General features: G+C 68.1%; 13 protein-coding genes. 8 read left to right on the plus strand and 5 right to left on the minus strand.

Annotation, left to right across the window (positions count from 1 at the left end; translation table 11 throughout):
* Positions 1–67 precede the first annotated feature (67 nt).
* Complete coding sequence (locus KMW22_RS15415) at positions 68–673, plus strand: methyltransferase family protein (RefSeq protein ID WP_221090915.1); 606 nt, start codon at positions 68–70, stop codon at positions 671–673.
* A gap of 344 nt (positions 674–1,017) precedes the next feature.
* Here the strand turns inward: KMW22_RS15415 and KMW22_RS15420 are convergent, their stop codons facing one another.
* Positions 1,018–4,173: a PAS domain-containing protein gene (locus KMW22_RS15420; protein ID WP_221090916.1), complete on the minus strand. Its 3,156-nt coding sequence runs from the start codon at positions 4,171–4,173 to the stop codon at positions 1,018–1,020.
* Between the two features lie 139 nt (positions 4,174–4,312).
* Here KMW22_RS15420 and KMW22_RS15425 point away from each other — a divergent pair, with 139 nt between their 5' ends.
* Together KMW22_RS15425 and KMW22_RS15430 are read left to right on the plus strand one after the other, a co-directional pair.
* The gene (locus KMW22_RS15425) at positions 4,313–5,632 is read left to right on the plus strand and encodes a lasso peptide biosynthesis B2 protein (RefSeq protein WP_221090917.1); all 1,320 of its coding nucleotides are present in this window, start codon (positions 4,313–4,315) and stop codon (positions 5,630–5,632) included.
* A 214-nt stretch (positions 5,633–5,846) separates the two neighbouring features.
* Positions 5,847–6,677, plus strand: coding sequence for a GNAT family N-acetyltransferase (locus tag KMW22_RS15430; RefSeq protein WP_221090918.1), 831 nt, complete (start codon positions 5,847–5,849; stop codon positions 6,675–6,677).
* Between the two features lie 128 nt (positions 6,678–6,805).
* Here the strand turns inward: KMW22_RS15430 and KMW22_RS15435 are convergent, their stop codons facing one another.
* Positions 6,806–7,057 (minus strand): PqqD family protein, encoded by a 252-nt coding sequence (locus KMW22_RS15435; protein ID WP_221090919.1) that lies wholly within the window; start codon positions 7,055–7,057, stop codon positions 6,806–6,808.
* 241 nt (positions 7,058–7,298) lie between these two features.
* Here KMW22_RS15435 and KMW22_RS15440 point away from each other — a divergent pair, with 241 nt between their 5' ends.
* On the plus strand, positions 7,299–9,986 hold the full coding sequence (locus KMW22_RS15440) for a LuxR C-terminal-related transcriptional regulator (protein ID WP_221090920.1): 2,688 nt from the start codon (positions 7,299–7,301) through the stop codon (positions 9,984–9,986).
* Positions 9,987–10,016: 30 nt separating this feature from the next.
* Here the strand turns inward: KMW22_RS15440 and KMW22_RS15445 are convergent, their stop codons facing one another.
* Entirely contained in the window at positions 10,017–10,694 is a 678-nt protein-coding gene (locus tag KMW22_RS15445; RefSeq protein WP_221090921.1) for a hypothetical protein, read from the minus strand.
* A 234-nt stretch (positions 10,695–10,928) separates the two neighbouring features.
* Positions 10,929–11,849, minus strand: a complete 921-nt coding sequence (locus KMW22_RS15450) for a phosphotransferase enzyme family protein (RefSeq protein WP_221090922.1) — start codon at positions 11,847–11,849, stop codon at positions 10,929–10,931.
* Positions 11,850–12,113: 264 nt separating this feature from the next.
* Between KMW22_RS15450 and KMW22_RS15455 the strand changes: the two genes are divergently transcribed.
* The 4 genes from KMW22_RS15455 (at position 12,114) to KMW22_RS15470 (ending at position 17,330) form a co-directional block, all read left to right on the plus strand.
* A complete protein-coding gene (locus tag KMW22_RS15455; protein ID WP_235693030.1) occupies positions 12,114–14,051 on the plus strand; it encodes a PAS domain S-box protein in 1,938 nt (645 codons plus the stop codon).
* A 238-nt stretch (positions 14,052–14,289) separates the two neighbouring features.
* Positions 14,290–15,300, plus strand: a complete 1,011-nt coding sequence (locus KMW22_RS15460; RefSeq protein ID WP_221090923.1) for a tyrosine-type recombinase/integrase — start codon at positions 14,290–14,292, stop codon at positions 15,298–15,300.
* A gap of 141 nt (positions 15,301–15,441) precedes the next feature.
* Positions 15,442–17,007, plus strand: coding sequence for a GGDEF domain-containing protein (locus KMW22_RS19580; RefSeq protein WP_221090924.1), 1,566 nt, complete (start codon positions 15,442–15,444; stop codon positions 17,005–17,007).
* Between the two features lie 152 nt (positions 17,008–17,159).
* Positions 17,160–17,330 carry a hypothetical protein gene (locus tag KMW22_RS15470; protein ID WP_221090925.1) on the plus strand — a complete coding sequence of 57 codons (171 nt, stop codon included), beginning with the start codon at positions 17,160–17,162 and terminating at the stop codon, positions 17,328–17,330.
* 171 nt (positions 17,331–17,501) lie between these two features.
* On the opposite strand, the gene KMW22_RS15475 is transcribed toward KMW22_RS15470, so the two are convergent.
* On the minus strand, positions 17,502–18,662 hold the full coding sequence (locus tag KMW22_RS15475) for an acyl-CoA dehydrogenase family protein (protein WP_221090926.1): 1,161 nt from the start codon (positions 18,660–18,662) through the stop codon (positions 17,502–17,504).
* Positions 18,663–18,689: the final 27 nt, after the last annotated feature.

Raw genomic sequence — 18,689 nt, forward strand, 5'->3', positions numbered from 1 at the left:
AGGACCGGCCCAGGGAGACGCGCTCTGGGCCCCTTGCTTGGCTCTATATATGAATGTATGCTCAGATATGGAATCTCAAGTATTGTATCCAGCGCTGTTTGCCCTCACCCTGCTTTACCTGCTGCTCGCGTTCGTCTGGCGCTCAGTGCTGGTCTGGCGACGCACCGGGATCAATCCATACGTGTTGCCCCAGGATGACAGTCCGCAGGGGTATGTGGGCGCGGCCATGCGCCTGCTGATGGCCGCTGTCCTGCTGACCACGGGGGGACTCGCCGCCGTACCTCAAGCGGCAGAGCTGGTGGGGACGTTGCCCTGGTTGGTCAGCCCCGCGCTTCAGGGTGGGGGCTGGCTCCTGATGGCCGCTGCCCTGGGGCTGACCCTGGTGGCCCAGGCCCAGATGGGCGCGTCCTGGCGAATCGGACTGGACGAGCGGGCGCGAACCGCTTTGGTGCAAAGCGGCGTGTTTGCCCGCTCGCGCAATCCGATCTTCCTGGCCATGCGCCTGATGTTGCTGGGTCTGTTCTTGGCCGCGCCACAGGCGGTGACCCTGACGCTGCTGGTGGCGGGGGAGGTCCTGATGCAGGTGCAGGTCCGGCTGGAGGAGGCCTACTTGCACGGTGTCCATGGGGAGACGTACCAAGCATACCGCGCGCGGGTGCCGCGCTGGTGGTGATCATCTCGCATCGAGACCGTGGCGGCCCTCTGGTGGAGGCGGACGGCCGCCGCACACGCACGCCACTGTGCCGTCAGCCCGCGCTGGCCAACGTTCCCATGAACGGACAGGTGAAAACCCGATTCTCCGGCTCATTGCTACTGCAATGCCTGGGAGAGGGGAACACGGCAAGCGATCAGCGGAGAAGCCAGTCATTTTCAGCCCGGATAAGACACTCTCGTTGTCGCCTCAAAGCGGTTGGAAGGAAGTCCCGGAGCCGGTCCGATTTCCATCGTCACAAGGCGCCGAAGCCGCGCTGAATCATCGCGTTTCGGCTCTCAGACGCCACAAAAACGGTTTCCCCGTCAGCCTTCAGCCTCAACCGCAGCGGCTGCCTGCTGCTCCTCTACCACCACCGGCAGGGTGAAGTGGAACGTGCTGCCCACCCCCGGGGTGCTTTCGGCCCAGATACGCCCACCGTGGCGCTCGACGATCTTCTGGCAGATGCCCAGGCCCAGGCCGGTGCCCTCGTACTGGTCGCGGCCATGCAGGCGCTGGAACAGGACAAAGATGCGCTCCAGGTACGCCTCCTCAATGCCAATGCCGTTGTCCGAGACCCGCAGGTGCCAGATTTGGCCCTCCTGCGCGGCGTCCAGGCGAATCTCGGGGGTGACCCCCGGGCGCGAGAACTTCAGGGCGTTAGCCAGCAGGTTCTGAAACAGCTGGGCCAGTTGCGGGCCGTCGCCCAGCACGGCGGGCAACTCGCCCACCGTGACCCGCGCGCCTGTCTCCTCCAGGCGGCGGCTCAGGCGGTTCAGGGCTTCGGTCAGGGGCGTGCGCAGGTCTACCGGCTGCAGGGGCACCGCGTCGCCGCTGAGGCGCGAGTAGGTCAGCAGGTCGTCTACCAGGGCCTTCATGCGGCCGGCGCCCTTTTCGATCATGCCCAGGTACAGCCGGGCGCGGTCGTCCAGCTGGTCGCCGTAGCGCTGCTCAATCAGGCCCGTGAAGCTGGCCACCGTGCGGATAGGTTCTTTCAGGTCGTGCGAGGTGATGTAGGCAAAGCGTTCCAGCTCCATGTTGCTGCGGCGCAGTTCGTTGTTGGCGCGCTCTAACTCGGCCGTGCGCGCCTGCACCCGCCGTTCCAGGGACGCCGCCAGCTCAGCCAACTGCGCCTGGGTTTCGCGCTGCGCGGTGACGTCCGTGTTGGTGCCAAACCAGCGGATAATCTGCCCGGTCTCGTCCCGGATGGGCACCGCGCGTGACAGGAACCAGCGGTACTCGCCGCTTCTGGACCGCAGCGGAAAGGTGTCTTCCCAGGGCTCGCCGGATTCAATGGCCTGCTGGAACCGCTGCACCACCCCGTCCACATGGTCCGGGTGGTGCACCTGGGCCCAGCCCCAGTTGCGCACCTCGTCCAGCGTGGTGCCGGTGTAGTCGTACCAGCGCTTGTTGTACCAGCCGATGGCCCCGGAAGCGTCGGCCGTCCAGGCGAACTGGCTGATGTGGTCGGCCAGTTCCCGGAAGCGCTCCTCGCTTTCGCGCAGGGCGGCCAATACGGTGCGGCGCGCCTCCACGTCCAGCAGCACGCCTGGGAAAGAGACGGGGGTGCCGTCGGCGTCCCGGTCCACCCGGCCGTTGGCTTCAATCCAGTAGTACTGCCCGTCGCGCCGCCGGACCCGGTATTCATGCGCGTAGGGCCCGCCGCGCGCCACCGCTTCCTCAATGGCGGCCATCAGGCCGGGGCGGTCGTCCGGGTGCACCGTGGCGACCACCTGTTCCAGGTTCAGCCCCTCGCGGCCCAGGGCTGGGTCCAGCCCGAAGTTGGTGGCAAAGGCCTCGTCCACCGTGAAGCGGTCGCGGCGCAGGTCCCAGAACCACGTGCCCAGAATGGCGCCGGCCGCCAGCGCCAGCCCAACGCGGTCCACGTTTTCCTGCAGCGCCTGCTCGGCGGCCCGGCGCGCCGTGACATCCTGCTCGGCCACCACGGCGCCCAGCAGTTGGCCCGCCGCGTCGTAGATGGGCGCGGCGTTGTTCAGGAAAAAGCGGCGCTCGGGGCGGTCAAAGGGCTGGTATTCCATCAGTTCGCCGCGTACCGTTTCGCCGTGCAGCAGCGCGCGGGCCATGGCCCACTCGTGCGCCTGCACCCGCTGGCCGGTCTCGGGCCACCAGCCGGCCCATTCGCCGTAGTCCTCCCAGCGGGTGGTCTGCGGGGCCAGCCCCCACAGCTCGCGGTGCGCGGCGTTGTCGCGGATCAGCTGGCCAGCCGGGTCAGCAATCAGGACGCCGATGGGCAGCGCGTCCAGCACCGCCGAGAGCTGCGCCTCACGGTGTGCCAGCGCCTGTTCCGCTTCCTTATAGGCGTGAATGTCCGTGGCGCTCCCCAGCCAGAGTGCGCCCTCCAGCGGGGTGAGCTGCACCTGGTGCCAGCGGTACTCGCCGTCCGCGCGCCGCAGCCGTACCTGGTGCGAAAAGGCCGCCTGCGGCCCCGGGCGCAGCGCCGTCTCCACCTCCACGAGGTCGTCCGGGTGAATCACCTGGGGCCAGACCTCGCGCCCGGCCCACTCCGGGCAGCCGGTGTACGCGCGCCAGGTGTGGTTAAAACGGCTCTCGCCGCTGGACAGATCTGTGGTCCACACCAGCTGCGGCAGGGCATTCAGGACCCGCCGGGTGTGCTGCGCCCAGGCACGCTCTGCCTGCGCCTCCAGGCGGTCCAGCACCGGCGCCAGCAGCGCCGCGCCTGCCCGCAGCAGGGACTCAGCTCTCAGCCCCTCGTCGGACAGAGCCAGCTGCAGCAGGCCCACCGCCCGTCCGCCGACCAGCAGCGGCACCAATGCTTGCGTCGTGGGGCTGTCGGCCTCGGCCAGCTCGGGAAAACGCGTCTCGACGGTAGCCGCGTCCAGCACCAGGGGTTCGCCGCCCTGGAGCACCTGGACGAGGGCGCCCTCAGCGGTCAGCGGCACCAGAGGGTCAGGCCGTTCTCCGTGCCTCCCGTCGCCCAGCCGCGCCAACCCTTCGCCCTGCAGCGCCCAGAGGCGGGCCTGGGTCGCTCCCAGCGCCGGAGCCCAGGCGTTCAGAGCGGCCTGCACCTCGGCCCCCGTCCGCGCCTGGGTGAGCTGCTCGGCCAGGGTCTGCAAGGCCTGCTCGGTGTGCCTGTCCTGCGGCGGTTCGTGCAGCGTGATCAGCAGGTGACCCGGCGCGCCCACTGTCTCGGCCGGTGCAGGGCCGGCGTGCAGGCGTTGCCAGTGGTAGGCGCCGCTGGCCAGTCGCAGGCGAACGTCCTGCCCGGCCGGGGCGTGGTAGCTCCAGACCTGCCCCCACAGGGCCTGCGCCGACTCGCGGTCGTCGGGGTGTAGCAGGCGGTCCAGGCCAGTGGCGCATACCTCGTCGGGGTGCTGGCCCACCAGAACCGCCAGCGCGGGGTTGACGTACACCGTGGCGCCACTCAGGTCAAGGAGGCTGGTGGGGAGGGGCAGCAGGTCAAGCAGACGGAGGGAGGGAGGCACCAGGGTCCGCTCTGACATCACCTGCCCAGTGTAGAGCGTTTCTGAAAAAAGGCCCAGAGTCGGCGCACCCTTTTGATAGCGCGTAGGGCAGGGGAGAGGGGCCCCCGTCCCCAGTGTCCCAGCCGCCACGCGGCGCCTGCTACCCTGCCGGTCAGCCATGACGCCTGACCCCGCTGTGCTTGTCCGCGCCCTGACCACTGATCCGCCGCACGTTGAGCCTGGGGACGTTCCCCACCTGCTGGCAGCCGGGCTGGCGGGGCAGGTACGGGTGCGGCTGCCCGAAGACCACCCGTTGCGCGCCCGGTTGCGGCCCGGGCACCTGGCTCTGGGGGCGCGCCACGCCCAGATCCGTGCCGAACTGCGTCCCCTGATCGCCGTCTGGGCCCGCGAGGGGATCCCCGCCCTGCTGTTCAAGGGTTTTGCACTGGCCGAATTCGAGTACAGCACCCCCGGCGAACGCTTTTACGGCGATGTGGATGTGCTGCTGCCCGCCGACCTGCCCACGGTGACGCGCGCAGTGCATCTGGCCCTGGCGCACGGCTGGCGCAGCGACGGCCTGCACGCAGCTCCAGCGCGCTGGACGCACGAGTGCGCGCACCTGTTCAGCCCGGGCGGCCACGTGCGGCTGGACGTTCACCGGCTGGCACTCAGCCTGCTCTCGGGCTCACCCGCGCGGGTACAGGCCCTCACAGACGCCCTGTGGGCCGACGCCGAGGCAGTGGACTGGGACGGCCTGAACATCTGGCGGCCCCACCCGCGCGACGCCCTGGTGATCAACCTTGCCCTGGGGCGGCAGTGGGGCGCCGACGTGGGGGGTCTGAAGCCCGCTGACTACGCTGATCAGGTGCAACTGCTCTCCCGGCATCCCCTGAGTGAATCAGACCTGCAGCGCCGCGCGCAGGAGCTGGGCGCCGGGCACACCTGGGCGGCCTTCCGCGCCCTGTGCGACCCCGGGCGGCGGCAGGTCAACCTGGGCGGCCCGCATCCGGCCCTGGTGCGCGCGGTGCGGCGCGATGGCGTTCACCGCCGCCGCGCGCGCTGGGCCCGGCAACTGGGCCGGGTGCTGCCCCTGCTGCGCGTGATGGTGCCCCTGCTCCCCGACGTCCTGGCGGCGTGGCGGGCCCTGCGGGCAGGTGGTGATCCCCGGCGGCACCTCGCCCGCTGGACGCCGGCTGGGCCCCCGCGTGCCCTCCCCCTGGCCGAGGTGCACGACGTGATCTCGGCCGCCCGCTGGTTGACCCGGCTGCTCTATCCCCGGCAGTCCCGCATCGGCACCTGTGTGCCGCGTGCCTACACCACCTACCGGGCCCTGCGGCGCCGGGGGCATCCCGCCGTGTTCGTCAGTGGCGTGGCGCGCGGGGCCCAGGGGGTGCAGGGCCACGCCTGGGTGGAGGACGTGCACGGCCTCCTCGAAGCCTACGACGAGCCCTTTAACCGCGAGCGTTTTCCCGAGGTGTTTCATTTCCCTGCCCGGTGAGGCAGTGCTCGGAGCGAGAGGGTCTAATTGGTGTCAACGGCGTAAAGCTGCGCGGCAGAGAATGGGGTCACACTAGAGTTGGAACAGAAATTTCCGCTTAGCACATCGACGCATGAATGCCCCCGGTCCTTCCCCAGTTGCTTCGCCAGCCCTTTGCACTCGAGACAACATTGAGCGTGCCGAAGCGGTGTATAGCGCCTACACACAGGCAGCCATGAACGTCGTCGCGGTGCAACGGCTAGCTCCGCCTTTTCCGCTCATCCGCCAGTTCGGTCAGAGCCTGGTCTTTCAAGACGCTCGCCGGCCCCACGACTGGATGAACAATCGTGTCACGGGGTTCACGGAACAGGATCTGCCCTACCTGACAGCGATCGACGACTTCTTCAAGCAGGCCGATGTCCCTCTCCGTGTGGAGACGCTCCCATCACACTTCACGTCGCGCGTCGGTCAGGCACTGGCGCAGCTGGGTCTGGTCGTGACGGGGCACGACGCCGCGTTCGCCGGCCATCCATTCGCTGGGCTCAGCGTTGATGCGTGGTCTTCGGTGATCGAGATCCAACACGCGATGCACGACCCTGACCTTGAACAGTATCTCCACACCCGTCAGGCGGCCTTTGAGTGGCCTGCTCTGGCCCCTGACATGCTCCCTGCGCATCTCGTTCGGCTGAAGCAGCCTGGTCAATTTCATTTCACGGCTCGGATCAACGGAAACCTGGCTGGTGCTGGGACGCTCTACGTGCAGGGCAGCACGGGGTACCTGGCTCTCGCCGGCACGCTTCCTGCCTTCAGGGGTCAGGGTGTACAGCAGGCGCTGCTCAGGGCGCGGGTGCACCAGGCCGCTCAACTGGGTTGTGATCTGGTCGTGGGGATGACAGGGGTGGGTGAAGGCAGCGGGCGCAACATGCAGCGACTGGGTCTTGGCTTGCTCCAGATTCGAAGCATCTGGACGAGGCCACCTGCACCTGGCATGGGGCAGACGCGACGATGTGATGGAAACAAGCTGACCGGGAATTTTCGTTCCAACTCTTGCGCAACTCCAGGATAGGCAGAGATAGCAGTATGAGCGCTCCAAACGACGCTGCTCTGAGCTCGGCACTGTCCGGCTTCGGAAGGTTTGAATCGGATGAAGAGATCAGGGCCTTCAACGGCTGGTACGCCTCTCTTTCGCCAACTTCAGACCAGTCGCACCATGCCCTGTGCGGCGAGGTCGGCCAGCAGGGTGCGGGCGTCGTCCTGGGCCTGTTCAGGCGCGACAGCGAACGCCTGACTGAGGGCGGTGCCCACGGCCTCCGTGGTGGCGGGCAGGGTCAGCCACGCGGCGCGGCCGGTGGCATTCAGCCCATACATCAGCCCCCGGCCGGCGTGCATCAGGATCAGTTCATCGCCGAGATCAGTCACCAGCACATCGGGGTCCACTTCCCACATGGGCGCAGCATAGCGCTGAGGGCCGAACCTCTTCGAATATGCTCATATTAAGTGATATCAAATTAGAGAGTCACCTGATTGGCGGTGGTTGAAAGAAACGCCGTATAACTCATCCACACCTTTTTTACAGCCTTGCTCTCTGTCCTAACGCTAACGCCCGTATGTGCGCACTTGACCGTGCCCTTCCCCTCCAGCCCAGGCTGAGACCCCGCTTGCCGTAGTGTGGGCAAAGCTTTCCACCATGCGCCCTGCCATCCCTGCCGCCAAAGTCCGTCTTCCCCCACCCCGGCGGGACGGGCTTTCGCGGCCCCATCTCCACGCCTCGCTGAACACGGGGCTTCAGAAAAAGCTGACGCTGGTCTCTGCGCCAGCGGGCTATGGGAAAACGACCCTCGTCAGTGCCTGGGCCACCGCCCTGGCCCAGCCAGTGGTGTGGCTCTCTCTGGAGGCCCCGGAGAGCGACCTCCCCCAGTTCATGCGGCATCTGCACGCGGCGTTGCAGGTGGCGGTGCCGGCGCTTGCGGCTGATCTGCTGGCTCTGTCCGAAGCCGCTGGGCCGCTCACGGCAGACCACGCAGCGACCGCCCTGCTACAGGTGGTGCAGGCTTACGGGGCGCCTCTGGTGCTGGTGCTGCACGATTACCATGCCATTCAGGCCGACGCTGTGCATGGCTTGCTGACGGCCCTTCTGGAGCACCAACCGCCCCACCTACACCTCGTCATCACAACCCGCGAGGATCCCCCCCTGCCGCTGGCCCGCCTGCGGGCCCGCAATGAACTGCATGAGGTGCGCGCGGCCGACTTGCAGTTTTCAGCGGAGGAGGCCGCCCGCTTCCTGAATGAGGTAATGGGCCTGGACCTTATGCCGGCGCAGGCCGCCGCCTTGGCCGCGCGCACAGAAGGCTGGATTACGGGCCTGCAACTGGCCGCCCTGTCCATGCGGGGCCAGCCGGACCGCGCCGGTTTTCTCCGGGCGTTTGTGGGGAGTGACCGTTATCTGCTGGATTACCTTGTCGAGGAAGTGCTGAACCGGCAGCCCAGGGCGCTTCGCCAGTTTCTGCTGCACACCTCGGTCCTTGAGGGCCTGAATGGCGCCCTGTGCGACGCGGTGACAGGGCAGCAGGGCGGCCAGGCGCACCTGGACACGCTTGAGCGGAAGCACTTCTTTCTGGTGTCCCTGGATGAGCCGGGCCAGTGGTTCCGGTATCACCAGCTGTTGGCCGAGGCCCTGCGGGCGCAGCTGGCGGCCGAGCAGCCAGCCCTCCTTCCCTTGCTGCACACCCGCGCCAGCCACTGGTTCGAGGCGCAGGGCATGGCCGCCGAGGCCATCCGGCATGCCCTGGCCGCCCAGAACCCTGACCGCGCTGCAGACCTGATTGAGCTGGCTGTACCGGAATGGCGCCGCACCTTGCAGGACGGTGCCATCCTGCCCTGGCTGGAGGCGCTGCCAGCGGCCTTGCTTCGGCGGCGGCCGGTGCTGTGCGTGTATTTCGCCAAGGCGCTGTTGCAGGCGGGCCGCTGGCACGAGGTTGAAGGCCGTCTGCGCGGCGCAGAACAGGCGCTGCGGGCACGCGATCCCGAGGCCCACGTGGTAGTTGACGAGGCAGAGTTCAGACGCCTGCCTGCCGAGATAGCTGCTTACCGCGCGGCGCTGGCCGTGGCCCTGGGCGAACTGGGCCCCGCGACCCAGCACGCGGCTCAGGTGCTGGCCCTGGCGCCCCCGGAGGACCACCTGGCCTGTGGCGCGGCGGCCGGCTTTCTGGGTCTGACGGCGTGGCGGCAGGGGAAGCTGGCAGAGGCATCCCGGCACTGGGCCGAGGCGCAGGCCCAGTTACTCCAGGCCGGGCACCTGGCCGACGCGGTGGGCGCTGCTCTGGCCCAGACTGAAATTTTCATGGCGCGCGGCCAGCTGCGGCAGGCCCAGCGCGTCTCTGAACAGGCCCTTCAGGTCGCCACGTCGGGCCACGGCCCCCCTCTGCGGGGTACGGCGGACCTCTACGTGAGCCTGAGCGAAGTCTTCCGGCAACGGCACAATCTGGCGGCGGCCCGGGCGGCCCTTCAGCACAGCCGGGCTCTGGGCCCGCTCAGTGCACGTTCATCGTACGAAGGGCGCTGGCGCCTCGCCCAGGCCGACCTGGAGTTGACCGAGGGCCGCCTGCCTGCCGCCCTGACGCTGCTGGCCGAAGCGGCCGCCTGTGTCCAGCCAGGCGACTTCCCCGAGGGGCGCCCGGTGCCGGCAGTGGCCGCGCGGGCTCAGATACGGCAGGGTAACCTGGAAGCCGCCCACGCATGGGTGCGGGCCAGCGGCGTTTCCATCCGGGACGAGCCCTCGTATCTGCGGGAGTACGAGCAGGTCACCCTGGTCCGGGTGCTTCTGCAGGCTTCGGACACTGGCATAGCGGCACGGCGGGAGGTGCTGGCCTTCCTGCAGCAGCTGGCAGCGGCCGCTGAGGCCGGCGGGCGCTCTGGGAGCCTGATAGAACTCCTGATCCTTCAGGCCCTGGCGCACGATCAGGCGGGGCAACAGGCGCCGGCGCTGACCTTTCTGGAACGCGCCCTTGACCTGGCCGAGCCTGAAGGGTACGCGGCCGTCTTTCTGGAGGAAGGGGCTGTCATGGCAGACCTGCTCCGAAGGGTGCTGAAGCGTGGCGTGGCGCCCTCGTATGTCCGCCATCTGCTTCAAGGTGTCCGGGGCTCAGGCAAAGGGTTACGTTCTTTGCCGGTGGTGGCAGGCGACCTGCGGCTCAGTACCCGCGAACAAACTGTCCTGCGGTGGCTGACCACTGAATTGAGTGGCCCCGATATTGCCAGAGAACTGGGGGTTTCCATCAACACGCTGCGGACACACACCCAGCGCGTGTATGACAAGCTGGGTGTGAACAGCCGTCGCGCGGCGGTCCGCCGGGCACAGACCCTCGGCTTGATCTGATTGGGGCGTCGGGGCTTCTGTAAGCCTGGATCAGGTGGTCGCCTGCAGGCCTGCCTGGTCCTGGGAGAGAGGTGCATCCCCTGCCCGTCCGGCCAACCAGAGGGCGACTCCCAGCCAGAGAAGGCTGAGCCCCATGGGCAGCGCGGCGAGGCGGTGCAGGGGATGCGGCAGAGGCAACACCATCAGCGGTGCAAAGGCAGCCACCATCATGAGCAGCCCCGCCCCGCGCGGCAGGACCCCGGCGCGCCACGTGGCAAGCCCCAGCAGGAGACCGCCCAGCATGTAAAGCGCGCCAGAGAGCGGCGCGGCGGCCGCAAGCGCTCCAAGATTCACCGGACCGGCGTGTCCACTGAAAATCCTCAGGAAGCTCTCCACGAAGCCCGGGGCATCGGTCACCAGCAGCGGCAACACGAAAGTCTCGACGAAGGTGAAGGCCGCCACCAGCACCAGCCAGAGGCCCAGCAGCAGGAAACCGGCCAGCCCAGGCCAACCGCTCTGGCGAACCTGCTGGGTGTAAACCGCCGTGAGGCCCAGCAGCCCCGCCAGGGCCATTAGCAGGGTCAAGGCGTGAACGGCGGCCCAGCGGGGTGTGGTGACAGCCGCCAGCACCTCGGGGGGGTGCAGGGTTTGAACGCCGAGAAACAGAAGTCCTGCGGCGGCGCACGCTCCGCCGCCGCTGCGCACGAGTCTGGAAGGGGTGATGGTCATGGTGTCCTCCTTGTGTGGCGCGGTCATTGCGCGCCGACATGACCGTAAGGAGGCAGGTGATGACGCCGCGTCACCAGATGTGGTGAGGCAAAGGGTTCAGCGGGGCCGGTACAAGGATGAGGCTCCAAATTGGACTCAGCTGCGGTGTCAGGACGTCGGGCCACCGAAAACCCGGTGCCCGGCTTCCAGGCTGTGCAACCTCCATGACAGGCATCACGAAAGCCCTAGGCCCTCTCAAGATGAGCCAGCGGCAGCCACCAGTGCGGTTTCAACGACAGGGAGAGCTTCCAGGACAAATGGCAGTTCTTCAGGACGCTCCGACAGGAAAGCCAGATTGTCGATCATGGCCAGCACGCGAAGGGCCTTCAATGGGTGCTCGTACCCCGCTGGCAGGGCCCTGAACCGCGTATAGCCTGTGATCAGCGCCGCCCGCTCCTCTGGTTCCAGAGCGAGGTCAGCATTCGCGAGGTCCAGCAGGAAGGGGCCCCAGCCACAGCGATCAAAGTCAATGAGCGCCAGACCTGTCTCCTGTTGCAGGAAGTTGCCTGGGTGCACGTCTGCGTGAATCAGCCCGAAGCCCCCTGGGATATCGTTCAACGGCCCCAGTTTCCGAAGCATCTGGGGCAGCGCCACGTTGAGGCGGTCTAAACGCTGGCGGTCGACAAAGGTGGTGATGTTCTGCTGCAGTTGTCGGGCGCTCGCCAGGAAGTAAGGGGCGTCATAGTGAGGGCGCTCGAACACGGCGGGGGGCCGAAATTGCTCCGCTTGAGTGTGGAGCTGGCCTAAGACTTCCCCTGCCTGTTCCGCCTGTGTCAAGGTGAATTCCTGGCCTTCGGGTAAGGCCTCACCTTCCAGCCAGGTCAGCAGGGTGCAGAGAAGGGAAGGTGCGGGCGGAACCCTCAAGGAGGCCACCCACGAGCCCGAGACGCTGCGCACAGGTTGGGGAACTGGGATGGCCCCGTTGCGGGCCAGGAGATCAAGCCATTCGAGTTCGGAGTCGAGGGCCGCTGGATGATGCCGACCGGCCGTATGGAGCCGGAGCGCGTAGCGTTCGCCTGAAGGAATATCCACGCGAAAGACGCTGTTCTCGCCCTCTCGCAACAGGGTGATGTGGGCCTGACGTAGGCCATATTCCTCCAGGAGGAGGCGGCTCAACCCATCATGCTGAGCGGAGTGGAGGGTAGAACGTGTGCCTGAAGAGCCCATCTGGTGAGTGTAGGGGCTGTATGGCATGGCTAAGAGCGTCAGATGGCTTAGGGGGTAAAGGTAGTGTCGAGACGCTGCCAAGCCCTTAAGATGAACTGACTAATTTGATATCACAAAATATCCTGCCATTATTGTGGGAGAAGGGTGGAGGATTACCTCAGACTGGGCGGCTGTCAGAGTGGCGTGAGAGGCCCGCCGCTAGGCTGCGCCGATATGTCCGCTCTGGACGCCTTGCCTGGCTCTCACTCTGCCGAGCACCTGCAGCCCACCCTGCAGAACGTGCTTCAGGGCGACATGGGACCAGAGCCGGCCTTTGACCGGCTGGCCGCCCTGGTGGGACACGTGCTGGGCAGTCCCATCGTGCTGATTGCGCTGGTTGACGCCCAGCACCTCTGGTTCAAAAGTGCCCTGGGCTTGGACCTGAGCCAGATGGACCCGGCGCGCGTGTTCTGCCAGCATATGCTGAGCGCCCCTGAGCCCCTGGTGGTGCCCGAAACCCGGACCCATCCCCAGTTCAGCAGTAACGCGCTGGTCATGGGAGCGCCCTTTCTGCGCTTCTACGCTGGCGTGCCGCTGCAGGCGCCGGGCGGTCAGGTGCTGGGCACCCTGTGCATCATGGACCAGACACCACGTCCAGCGTTCGGCGCCGAGGACTTGCGCACGCTGCAGGATCTGGCCGAAACGGTGGTACGCGAGCTGGAGTTACGCCGTGCCCTGCAGGTCACCCAGCACGCCCTGCAACAGCAGCGGCGCAGCGAGGCGCTGGGCACCGCCATGCTGAATGCGGCGCTGGACGGCGTGGTGACCATGGACAGCCAGGGCCGTGTGCTGGAGTGGAATGCCGCCGCCGAGCAGATCTTTGGCTACCGCCGCCAGGAGGTTCTGGGTCAGGAACTGGCCGGGCTGATTGTGCCGCCCGACGCCCGCGAGGCCCACCGGCGCGGGCTGGCCCACTATCTGCGCACCCGGCACGGGCCGGTGCTGGGGCGGCGCATTGAAGTGCAGGCGCTGCGGCGGGACGGCGAACTCTTTCCCTGTGAACTGGCGATCACGCCGGTGGAAAGTGGCGAGGAGCTGCTGTTCACGGCCCACCTGCGCGACCTCACCGAGCGGCGCGCGGCCGAGGCGGCACTGCACGACAGCCACGCCCTGCTGCGCGCGGTGGTGGACACGGTGCCCGAAGCCATCTTCGTCAAGGACCGGCAGGAGCGCTACGTGATGATCAACGCCGCTGGCGCCGGGCTGATCGGGCGCCCGGCCGACGAGATTCTGGGCCACACCGACCAGGAACTGTTTCCGGCGGCCACGGCGCTGCATTCCGGGCAGCAGGACCGGCTTGTCCTGGACACCGGACAGACCGCGCAATACGAGGTCACCGACCAGCTGACCGATGGCCGGGTGCGCAGCTTCCTGTCTACGAAAAGCGCCTACCACGACGCGCAGGGCGAAGTGCGCGGGCTGATCGGCTCGGCCATTGACCTGACTGACCGCAAGGCCCTGGCCGCGCAGCTGGAAGAGCAGAATGCCCAGCTGGCCGCCCATGTGCAGGCCCGCACACAGGAACTGGAAGCGGCGCAGCTGGAAATGCTGGAGCGCCTGGCCCGCGCTGCCGAGCACCGCGATGAGGATACCGGCGAGCATGTTCACCGGGTGGCACGCGCCGCCGCCGGCATCGCCAGCCAGCTGGGCCTGGGGCCCGAAACGGTGGCCCTGCTGGAACGGGCCGCACCCCTGCATGATGTGGGCAAGATCGGGGTGCCGGACGCCATCTTGCTGAAACCGGGACGGCTGACGCCCGAGGAATTCGACATCGTCAAGACGCACACCACCATCGGCGCCAGCCTGCTGGACGACAGCCGCTCGGTGCTCATGCAGGCCGCGCAGACGATTGCCCTGACCCACCATGAACGCTGGGACGGGGCCGGCTACCCCCAGGGCCTGCGCGGCGAGGCCATTCCGTTGCTGGGCCGCATCGTGGCCGTGGCCGATGTGTACGACGCCCTGACCAGCGAGCGGCCCTACAAGCGTGCCTGGACCCACGAAGCCGCCGTCGCCGAGTTGCGCGCCCAGGCTGGCCGGCAATTTGACCCGCAGGTGGTGGCCGCCTTTGAAGGGTGGCAGGCCAGCGAGAGCGAACGATCTGAAGCGTGAGGGCAGTTGGTATTTTTACCGTCTAGGACGAATAAAAAATTATCTGCCTTTTGAGAGGCCCAGGAAGGGGTCAGCAAAGGTTCATGCCTCCTCCGGGTGCGGCCTAATCTTTGCCAAGGCCTTCTTGACCTTCCTGCGAGCCCGCTGAATTTTCTCCATCCTGGCGCGGTAATTCGACAACACCTTTCCGCCACAAAGCTCTTCTCTTACCTAAGGCTGTTTAGGTAAGATAACCACAATGGCTTCTTCTCCCGCCCTTCCACTGGCCCTGGCCCGTCACGATCTGCTGGCGCAGACGCGCGAGTGGACGGCTCTGCACGATGAGGAACTGCGTCGGCGTGCGGTGCAGGCGGCCGGAGCGAAAGATGTGGCGGCGCTCGTCTCACTGACCACCGCCTATCTGGCGCACCAGGGCGGCAGTGGGGTGCTCACCAGCCCGCGCACCACGGAGGCCTATGCGCTGGGGGCGCGGCAGTTTACAGAGTACACTGCCACCCAGGCCATCAACCTGCTGCGGCCGGGACGGCACGACGCACAGGGGTATGTCAACCACATGCTCGCCGCCGGGCGAAAACCGGCGGGGGTGCAACTGAAGGTGGCGGCCGCCAGCTGCCTGTACCGCGCGCTGCGCTGGGCCGGGGCCACCGAAGCCGATCCCTTCCGGGATGTGCGGGTACCCAAGGACCGCACGCCCGGCATTGTCAAGCGCCCGCCCTACACCGAAGACGAACTGGCCGACGTGCTGGACCATGCTGACGCCCACGTGAAATTCCTGCTGTTTCTCACCGCACATGCCGGGCTGCGCATCAGCGAGGCGCTGGCGCTGCAGTGGAGCGACCTGGACGAGGGGGCACGGCGGGTGCAGGTGCGCAGCGGCAAGGGACGCAAGGGCCGGGTGGTGGCCGTGAGCACCAGTCTGGCGCGGGCCGCGCGGCACTACCGCCAGTTGTACGGCCCCGGCGGCCCCGACCACACCGATGGCAAGCGCACCACGCCGCACGACCACGTGTTCCGCTACCGGCAGCCCATGACCGCCCGCTACCACGCCGAAAAAGCGTTTCAGGCGGCTGGCGTTCCGTTCCGGGGCTTTCATGCCGGGCGGAAATATGCGGGCACCCGGCTGCTGCGGCAGATCCGGGATTTTGGGCGGGTGGCGGCCCACCTGGGACATGAAAGCGTGGACACCACCCGCCGGGGCTACGCGCAGCTGGCGGCCGACGATCTCAAGGACGACCTCAACGGCTGGTAGGCCACCGGGTTCGCCCCCCCACTCCCCCCAACTGGTGGGGGGGCAGTACCCACCCGGCGGGCCCGCCTGGACCAGCGTGGACGGTAGCATGGCCGGTGTGAAGAACCCGAGTCCTGCCGGTGCTGGCGCGCCGGAGTGCGCGTGAGTGAGGCGCTGCACCGCGCCGAGCTGGCGGCGATTGAAGAGCAGCTTCGCCACGCCAGCGGCGCGGCGCGGATGACCCTGCACCGGGACGCGGCGTACGTGGCCCTGGACCTGGGGCACTCGGCGCTGGCCATGACGCACGCCGTGCAGTGCCTGGACGCCGCGCGCGGCCTGGGTGATCCCCGCCTGGAGGCCAAGGCGCATGTGACCGCCGCGCTGGTGATGGCCGACGCCTACGATGACCAGGGCGCGGAAACGCACTTTTCGCGGGCCGAGGCGCTGGCCCGCGCCTGTGGGGACGCGCGCGGCGTGGCACTGGTGGCGGTGAACGCCTCGCACTTCGAACTGGAACGGAACGACTCTGCCGCCGCCGCTGCCCGCCTGCAGGCCCTGCTGGACTCGGATTATGCCCCGGGCCTCTTGATCGCCGACGTGCGGGTGGGCCACGAACTGCACCAGTCCTTTCACATCAACTATGTCAAGGGCGCGGCCCTGGCGCTGCGCGGCGAGGTGCCCGCCGACCTGCGCGCGCGGCTGGAGGCGCAGCTGCCGGTGTCAGCGGCCTTTCTGCAGACCCTACACCAGGAAGAGGGCCTGGACACCGCGCGCTGGGGCCCCGACATTCTGGACGCACTGACCGCCTACGCGCTGTGGCAGGGCCGCCCCGACGAGGCGCTGGCGCTGGCCGACGAGGAAGTGGCCCTCTCGCGGGTGGGCGGCACCAGCCTGCAACTGGGCCGGGCGCTGCTGGAACGCGCCGGGGTGCATGCCGAGCGCGGCGAGTGGACGCAGGTGATTCTGGACGCGCAGGAGGCCGCGCCCCTGTTCGAACAGGCCGGGCGCGACCTGCTGTCGGTGCAGGCGTGGCAGGCCGTGGCCGACGCCCGCGCCCAGCAGGGCCACTACCGCGAGGCCTTTGAGGTGCAGCGGCAGCTGACCGCGCGCACCCAGGCGCTGCACCGGGCCTTTTTTCAGCAGGGCGCGCAGCTGCGCCAGATTGAGCGCCAAGCGCAGGAGGCCGAGGTGCGTGCCCGCGCCCTGGCCGAGGCGGCGCTGCGCGACCCGCTGACCGGGGTGCCCAACCGCACGCACGCCATGAACCGCCTGCAGGAGGTCTGGGCCCAGGCGCAGCAGGGCCAGCCCAACAGTGTGGCCCTGCTGGACATTGACCATTTCAAGAGTGTGAATGACCGCTTCGGCCACGCGGTGGGCGACGAGGTCCTGACCCGGGTGGCGCAGGGCCTGAGTGAGGCGGTGCGCGGCACCGGCTGCCTGACCCGCTTTGGCGGCGAGGAATTTCTGCTGATCCTGCCTGACCTCAGCCCACAGGACGCGCGCCGGGTGTGCGAGCGGCTGCGCCAGACCCTGCGCGAGCTGAGCTGGGCCGACCTGGCCCCCGGTCTGGCGGTCACGGGCAGCTTCGGCGTGGCGGCGGTGCGCCGGGGCCTGCCAGTCAAGGACACATTGCAGGCCGCAGACGGCGCCCTGTACGCGGCCAAGGCTGCCGGGCGGGACACGGTACGGGTCGAGCTGCGCCCAGCCGGCATTGGGGAAAGCGACTGAGTGGGGGTGGGCTTTTCCTGACGTGAGGTGGCGGGGCGAGCCACAGAAAAGACCGTCAGCAAGAATGTTTTTGCACCTGCGGCACAGCAGCCAAACCCTCCCTCGCTGCAGATGTGGCAACGCGAGGGGGCGGGCCGTGTCAGGATGCCGTCATGACCCACGAGCACGACCAAGCGAATATGGAGCAGATCGCTTGGCTGCGTGCGGCCCTGGAGCAGGCGGGCGCCGTGCCCCCCGAAGCGGGGGCCGGCGCCCCTGTTTCGCCCTCTACCCCAGCGCCCACGCCTCCAGCCACCGACGTAGCCAGCGACCCCGTGGCCTGAACGCGGAGGCCAGCCCCGCCCTGGGGCGAACGAGGTGAATGTCCGCGAAAGAGAGGGGCGCGGGCGGCCTTGAAGGTTTTGGCCCCAAGTTAGGGCTGGGAAGCCCTATGAACGCACGGGATCAGGTACAGGAGAGGGTCAGCGCCTTCTCCCCACACCCACCTGGCCGGCCTATTCCAGCGCGCTGTGGCCAGTCAGGTGGCGGCCGATGATCAGGGTATGGATGTCGTGGGTGCCCTCGTAGGTGTCCACCGTTTCCAGGTTCAGCATGTGGCGGATCACCGGGTACTCGGTGGTGATGCCGTTGCCGCCCAGCAGTTCGCGGGCCAGCCGGGCGCCCCGCAACGCGGCGCGCACGTTGTTTCGTTTGGCGTAGCTGACCTGCGCGTGATTCATGGTGCCGCCGTCTTTCAGGGTGCCCAAGCGCCACGCCAGCAGCAACCCCAGGCTGTGGTCGGTGGCCATGCGGGCCAGCTTGTCCTGCACGAGTTGCCGGGCCGCCAGCGGCTTGCCGAAGGTGGTGCGGCTGCCCACGTAGTCCAGGGCCGCGCCCAGCACCGCTTCCAGGGCGCCCATGGCCCCCCAGGCAATGCCGAAGCGGGCTGAACTCAGGCAGGAGAGCGGCGCGCCCAGGCCCCGCGCGCCGGGCAGCCGGTGGTCGGCGGGCACGCGGCAGTCGGTCAGCACGATTTCGCCAGTGACGCTGGCGCGCAGGCTCTGTTTGCGCTCGATCTTGGGAGCCGCGAAGCCGGGGGTCTCGGTGGGGACCAGGAAGCCACGCACGGCGCCCTCGTCGTCGCGGGCCCAGACCAGGGCCACGTCGGCCACCGGGCTGTTGGTGATCCACATCTTGGCGCCGTTCAGCACGTACTGGTCACCGTCGCGCACGGCACGGGTGCGCATGGCGCCGGGGTCACTGCCGCCGTCGCTTTCGGTGAGGCCAAAGCAGCCGATCAGCTCGCCGCTGGCCAGCCCGGGGAGCCAGCGCGCTTTTTGCGCCTCGCTGCCGTAATTCAGGATGGGCAGCATGACCAGGCTGCCCTGCACGCTGGCGGCGGACCGCAGGCCGCTGTCCACCCGCTCAAGTTCGTACATCATGGCGCCGTAGGCGCTGTGGGAGGTGCCCGCGCCGCCGTAGGCCTCGGGGGTGGTGGGGCCCAGCAGGCCCAAGGCGCCAAAACAGCGCATCACGTCGCGCACGGGCAGCTCGCCCCGGTCCCACCACGCGCCCACCTGGGGCAGCAGTTCCGCGTCGCAGAAGGCGCGCACGCTCCGGCGCACCTGCCGTTCATCGGGCCCAAGCAGGTCCTGCACCGCGAATTCATCGAACATGCTTCACTGAATAGCAGATAGGCCTGG

It is taken from the genome of Deinococcus aquaedulcis (assembly GCF_019693445.1).
Taxonomy (GTDB): Bacteria; Deinococcota; Deinococci; order Deinococcales; family Deinococcaceae; genus Deinococcus; species Deinococcus aquaedulcis.

Coding starts and splice junctions, on each gene's coding strand:
- KMW22_RS15415 (WP_221090915.1), top strand. CDS start 68: ATGGAATCTCAAGTATTGTATCCAGCGCTGTTTGCCCTCACCCTGCTT.
- KMW22_RS15420 (WP_221090916.1), bottom strand. CDS start 4,173: ATGTCAGAGCGGACCCTGGTGCCTCCCTCCCTCCGTCTGCTTGACCTG.
- KMW22_RS15425 (WP_221090917.1), top strand. CDS start 4,313: ATGACGCCTGACCCCGCTGTGCTTGTCCGCGCCCTGACCACTGATCCG.
- KMW22_RS15430 (WP_221090918.1), top strand. CDS start 5,847: ATGAACGTCGTCGCGGTGCAACGGCTAGCTCCGCCTTTTCCGCTCATC.
- KMW22_RS15435 (WP_221090919.1), bottom strand. CDS start 7,057: ATGTGGGAAGTGGACCCCGATGTGCTGGTGACTGATCTCGGCGATGAA.
- KMW22_RS15440 (WP_221090920.1), top strand. CDS start 7,299: ATGCGCCCTGCCATCCCTGCCGCCAAAGTCCGTCTTCCCCCACCCCGG.
- KMW22_RS15445 (WP_221090921.1), bottom strand. CDS start 10,694: ATGACCATCACCCCTTCCAGACTCGTGCGCAGCGGCGGCGGAGCGTGC.
- KMW22_RS15455 (WP_235693030.1), top strand. CDS start 12,114: ATGTCCGCTCTGGACGCCTTGCCTGGCTCTCACTCTGCCGAGCACCTG.
- KMW22_RS15460 (WP_221090923.1), top strand. CDS start 14,290: ATGGCTTCTTCTCCCGCCCTTCCACTGGCCCTGGCCCGTCACGATCTG.
- KMW22_RS15470 (WP_221090925.1), top strand. CDS start 17,160: ATGACCCACGAGCACGACCAAGCGAATATGGAGCAGATCGCTTGGCTG.
- KMW22_RS15475 (WP_221090926.1), bottom strand. CDS start 18,662: ATGTTCGATGAATTCGCGGTGCAGGACCTGCTTGGGCCCGATGAACGG.